Raw genomic sequence first — 4,993 nt, forward strand, 5'->3', positions numbered from 1 at the left:
ATTATACTGTCTGCTCCTGCTTCTAATAATTCAGGAAACCTTAGGACTATAGCAAACCTGTGCTCCATTCCCGGTTTGAATATAACTTCCACTCCATCAACATCTTTAATATTTTCCTGGAGTTTCTTTGTTATCTCGGTACTCTCAGACGTAGGAATCCTTCCTGCCCTTCTATCCACTATGAGTCCGTTCTTTAAAGTAGCGTAGTTTGCCCTTATTGCTACATCCCTCTTGGTTAGCTCCACGCCAAGACCCAGGGATTCAAGGACACCACGACCTATCTGGTACTTTAAGGGATCATATCCAAAAAGAGAGAGATGACCCGGGCCGCTTCCTGGAGTAATTCCTGGTAACACAGGTATGTGAAGACCGCAGGCAGAGTTCCTTGCTAGATTATCAAGGTTAGGCTTTCTTGCTGTATCAAGCTCTGTCTTACCGTTTAAAGGAAGTCCGCCAAGCCCGTCAAGGACAACAAAAACTATCTTTCTTTCATTCCTCTGAATAAGGGACTTAATAAGGTTCATCATGGATTTATCAGGCTGATTCCACAGTCTGCCTGTAAATCAAAATAGGTTTTTCTTTCTTAAGCACTGTATCTTCATTTACAATGCATTCAGATACATCTTTCTGAGAAGGTATCTCGTACATGACATCAAGCATTAGATCCTCAAGAATTGCCCTCAATCCCCTTGCACCGGTCTTTCTCTGAAGAGCAAGCCTTGCAATTGCTGATATGGCTCCATCGGTGAATCTTAGCTTGACATTGTCAAGGGCAAGGAGTTTCTGGTATTGCTTTATAAGAGCATTCTTTGGCTCTGTAAGGATCTTTACAAGCGCTGCCTCATCAAGCTCATCAAGGGTTGCAACAACAGGAAGTCTTCCAACAAATTCAGGTATCAGACCGTATTTTATTAGATCCTGGGGTTCGACCTGTCTCAGGAGTGAACCAACCCTTTTATCTTTGAGACTTATAACATCAGCTCCGAAGCCCACAGATTTCTTTCCAACCCTTTTTGCTATAACATCTTCAAGCCCTACAAAGGCACCACCACATATGAAGAGTATATTTGTCGTATCTATCTGAATATATTCCTGTTGCGGGTGTTTTCTTCCACCCTGTGGAGGCACGTTTGCAACAGTACCCTCAAGAATCTTCAGAAGTGCCTGCTGAACACCCTCGCCTGATACATCCCTTGTTATGGATGGATTCTCTGATTTCCTGCTGATCTTGTCAATCTCATCTATATAAACTATACCTCTCTGGCAGCGCTCTATATCATAGTCTGCAGCCTGAAGGAGTTTCAGAAGTATATTCTCCACATCCTCTCCAACATATCCTGCCTCTGTAAGGGTTGTTGCATCAGCTATTGCGAAAGGTACATCAAGGAGTTTTGCAAGAGTCTGTGCAAGGAGTGTCTTTCCTGTGCCAGTTGGTCCTATAAGGAGTATATTCGATTTCTGGAGCTCCACATCACCGGCCTGCGGAGAATATATTCTTTTGTAATGATTATGAACCGCAACAGAGAGTATCTTCTTGGCCCTTTCCTGACCGACCACATATTCATCAAGGAACTGGTGTATCTCCCTAGGAGTTGGTAGCTTTACTCCGTGAGAAGGGATTGCCTCATAGACCTCCTCAGCTATTATTTCTCTGCAGAGCTCCACACACTCATCGCATATAAAGACCGACGGTCCTGCAATGAGTTTTCTAACCTCATCCTGGGATTTTCCACAGAATGAACATCTTAGTGGTGAATTTTTTTTTGCCATTTATCAATACCTCATTTATTCTTTTTTAATGTTGTTATCACCGAGTCAACGATTCCATAATTCAGTGCCTCTTCGGCAGACATAAAGAAATCCCTCTCTGTATCCTGCTGTATCTTCTCATAGGGCTGACCTGTGTGTAAAGAAAGAATCCTGTTTAGATTCTCTTTCATCTTCAGTATCTCCCTTGCATGGATCTCCACATCTGTTGCCTGACCGTAAAAGCCCCCCATTGGTTGATGGATCATTATCCTTGAATGGGGAAGGGCATATCTCTTTCCTTTTGTACCAGCTGAAAGCAGGAGGGCTCCCATACTCGCTGCCATTCCAATGCAATAGGTTGCTATATCACACTTCACATACTGCATGGTGTCATAAATAGCAAGTCCTGCTGACACAGATCCACCAGGTGAATTTATATAAATATGAATATCCCTTTCAGGATCTTCTGATTGAAGAAAGAGAAGCTGTGCAATTACGAGGTTGGCTATATAATCGTCTATTGGAGACCCAATAAATACTATCCTATCTTTTAGAAGCCTGGAATAAATATCATAGGCACGTTCTGTCCTTCCCGTCTGTTCTATTACAATTGGAATTATAGCCATGCTTTTAACCTTTTTCTATTATTTTTTTATGAATGGTGTCAAGGACCTTTTCTTCATAAACAGCCCTTCTCAGGGAATCTCTTTTTTCTCTGTCAGTCATATAATATTTTACAATAAACTCAGGGCTAACAAGCAACCGCTGGCTGAGGTCAATTATATAAGATTTTATATCCTCTTCATTTATCTCAATATTTTCTCTTTCACCAATCACCTCAAGAAGAATTGAAGCCTTCACCTTTCTAACGGCTTGAGGCCTTAATTCTTCTTTTATCTCCTCATCAGTCCTTTTATCATCTGGTGTCTGTCTTCTGTAGTCTTCAAGATCAGCCATAAGCTGTTCCTGAAGAAGCTGCTCAGGTATCTCAAAATCAACAGCATCTACAAGTTTATTAAGAATTTCACCCTTCTGCCTGAAACTTTCTTCTTTCTCTTTTTTCTTTAAGAGATTCTCTCTTATCCTTGCCTGTAACTGCTCGAGATTATCAAAGCCCACATCCTTTGCAAGCTCATCATCTATATCGGGAAGCTCCCTTCTCTTGACCTCCCTGAGAGTAACCTTAACCTTAACCCTTTTGCCTGCAAGAGCCTCATTTCTGAAATCCTCTGGAAAGAGTGCTTCAAATTCTATAGAATCTGATGCCCTGTGCCCCTCAATATTCTTTGAAAACTCTTTTGGTAAAAGATCCGTTCCGAGCTTAAAGACCTGATCCTGATAACTTATTCCAGCCTCAGGTATCTCATAGTCCATGATAACAAGGTCGCCATCCTTTGCAGGCTCTTCCACTGGCTCATAAACAGCCCTGTTCTCCTGAAGCCCTCTTAGCGTCTCCTCAACCTCTGAATCCTCAACATTAACCTCTTTCCTTTCAATTTTTATATTTTCATAATTTATATCCTTTATCTCAGGTCTGACCTCTACGAGAAAGGTGAGCTTGAGGGGAGCCTTTCTTTCAAACTTAAACTCTTCTTCCAGAACAGGCATACTCACAGGTCTCAGTGAACTCTCCTGAATGGCACGGGCATAATATTCAGTTACAATCTCCTCTATAACCTCCTGCTCTATCTCCTTGCCGTATCTTTTCTCAATAATATCAAGAGGTACTTTTCCTGGTCTGAAACCTGGCATCTTTAACTTTTTCTGAGTTTCAATAAGTGCCTTTTTTATCTTTTCCTCAATTGCAAGCGCAGGTATCTCAATCCTGAGCCTCTTTTTTGTCCCGCTTATGTCTTCAATCTCAACCATTCAATTACCTCCATATCTTTCTTATCCTGTCAGTTGCTTCTATGATCCTTTTTACATCCGCTGTGAGTGCAAATCTAACATAACCTTCACCGGCTTCACCGAAACCAGCTCCTGGTGTAGCTAGCACATGAGCTTTCTCGAGCATCTCATTAACAAGACTGGCTGAATCGTATCCTTCGGGCACCTTTGTCCATACATAAAAGGTTGCCTCGGGCTTTATTGCTTTAAGAGGAGTAGATGAGATTCCTTCAAGAAAGGCATCCCTTCTTTCCTGAAATTTCTTTCTCAGTTCAGAAAGTATCTCTTCATCTGTATTTAATGCAACAATTGATGCCTCCTGTATTGCCTGAAATACACCCGAGTCAAGGTTGGTCTTGATTTTTCCAAGACCGGCTATTACCTCCTTGTTCCCAGCAGCGAACCCTATCCTCCATCCTGTCATGCAGTAGGTTTTTGAAAGGGAATGAAACTCTATACCAACTTCCTTGGCACCATCGACACTGAGAAAGCTCAGGGGCTTTTTATTATCAAAATATATCTCTGAGTAAGCTGCGTCATGGCATACTATGATATTGTATTTTGCTGCAAATTCAATTACTCTCCTGAAGAAATCCTCTCCTGCAGTTACTGCTGTGGGATTGTTCGGATAATTTATAAACATGAGCTTTGCCCTTTTTGCTATCTCCTCAGGTATTGAGTCAAGGTCTGGCAAAAAAATATTCTCTTCTTTGAGGGGCATGAAATAACTCTGACCGCCAGCAAAGAGCGTTCCTATGTGATATACAGGATAGCCAGGCGTAGGCACAAGCACCACATCACCTGGATTTACAAAGGCTAAAGGTATGTGTCCTATACCCTCCTTTGAACCAATTAGTGAAAGCACCTCTGTTTCAGGATCAAGCACCACACTGAATCTCCTCTTATACCACTCACTGACAGCAGCCCTGTAGGCATACATACCTTCATAAGATGGATAGCGGTGATTCTCGGGCTTCTCAACAGCCCTTTTCATAGACTCTACAATGTGAGAGGGTGTGGGGATATCAGGATCCCCGATACTTAGGTCAATAAGGTCAGCTCCTTCCTGAATTGCCTTTTTTTTCATTTCATCAATGCGTGCAAAAAGATAGGGCGGAAGATTTCTTACACGATCTGCAAGATGAACCTTTATCGAGTATTTCACGGTACCTCCTTTGCGTTTGTAAGAGAATTTATAATTATAATATCTGAGACTCAAAAGTTTCAATTAAAACATCTTTAGGGTAATGTCAATACTTCTGTGTAAATTCATTTAAAGGTTTTATCCTCCAATGTTCATTTAACCGGCTAATTACTGCTAAGACTATCCTCTCTATGCTTGCTGTGTTGTTAAAAC

5 protein-coding genes are annotated in these 4,993 nt (G+C 41.6%); all 5 read right to left on the reverse strand.

The window, feature by feature from the left end; translation table 11 throughout:
- A partial coding sequence (locus N2257_10320) for a phosphoglycerate mutase (GenBank protein ID MCX7794778.1) occupies nucleotides 1–527 on the reverse strand: 527 nt, incomplete at its 3' end.
- Nucleotides 528–534: 7 nt separating this feature from the next.
- A complete protein-coding gene (gene clpX, locus N2257_10325; GenBank protein ID MCX7794779.1) occupies nucleotides 535–1,770 on the reverse strand; it encodes an ATP-dependent Clp protease ATP-binding subunit ClpX in 1,236 nt (411 codons plus the stop codon).
- Between the two features lie 11 nt (nucleotides 1,771–1,781).
- Nucleotides 1,782–2,375, reverse strand: coding sequence for an ATP-dependent Clp endopeptidase proteolytic subunit ClpP (gene clpP, locus N2257_10330; protein ID MCX7794780.1), 594 nt, complete (start codon nucleotides 2,373–2,375; stop codon nucleotides 1,782–1,784).
- A 4-nt stretch (nucleotides 2,376–2,379) separates the two neighbouring features.
- Nucleotides 2,380–3,618 carry a trigger factor gene (gene tig / locus N2257_10335; protein MCX7794781.1) on the reverse strand — a complete coding sequence of 413 codons (1,239 nt, stop codon included), beginning with the start codon at nucleotides 3,616–3,618 and terminating at the stop codon, nucleotides 2,380–2,382.
- A 4-nt stretch (nucleotides 3,619–3,622) separates the two neighbouring features.
- A complete protein-coding gene (locus N2257_10340; GenBank protein MCX7794782.1) occupies nucleotides 3,623–4,801 on the reverse strand; it encodes an LL-diaminopimelate aminotransferase in 1,179 nt (392 codons plus the stop codon).
- Between the last annotated feature and the right edge of the window lie 192 nt (nucleotides 4,802–4,993).

It is taken from the genome of Thermodesulfovibrionales bacterium, from assembly GCA_026417875.1.
Classification (GTDB): domain Bacteria; phylum Nitrospirota; class Thermodesulfovibrionia; order Thermodesulfovibrionales; family CALJEL01; genus CALJEL01.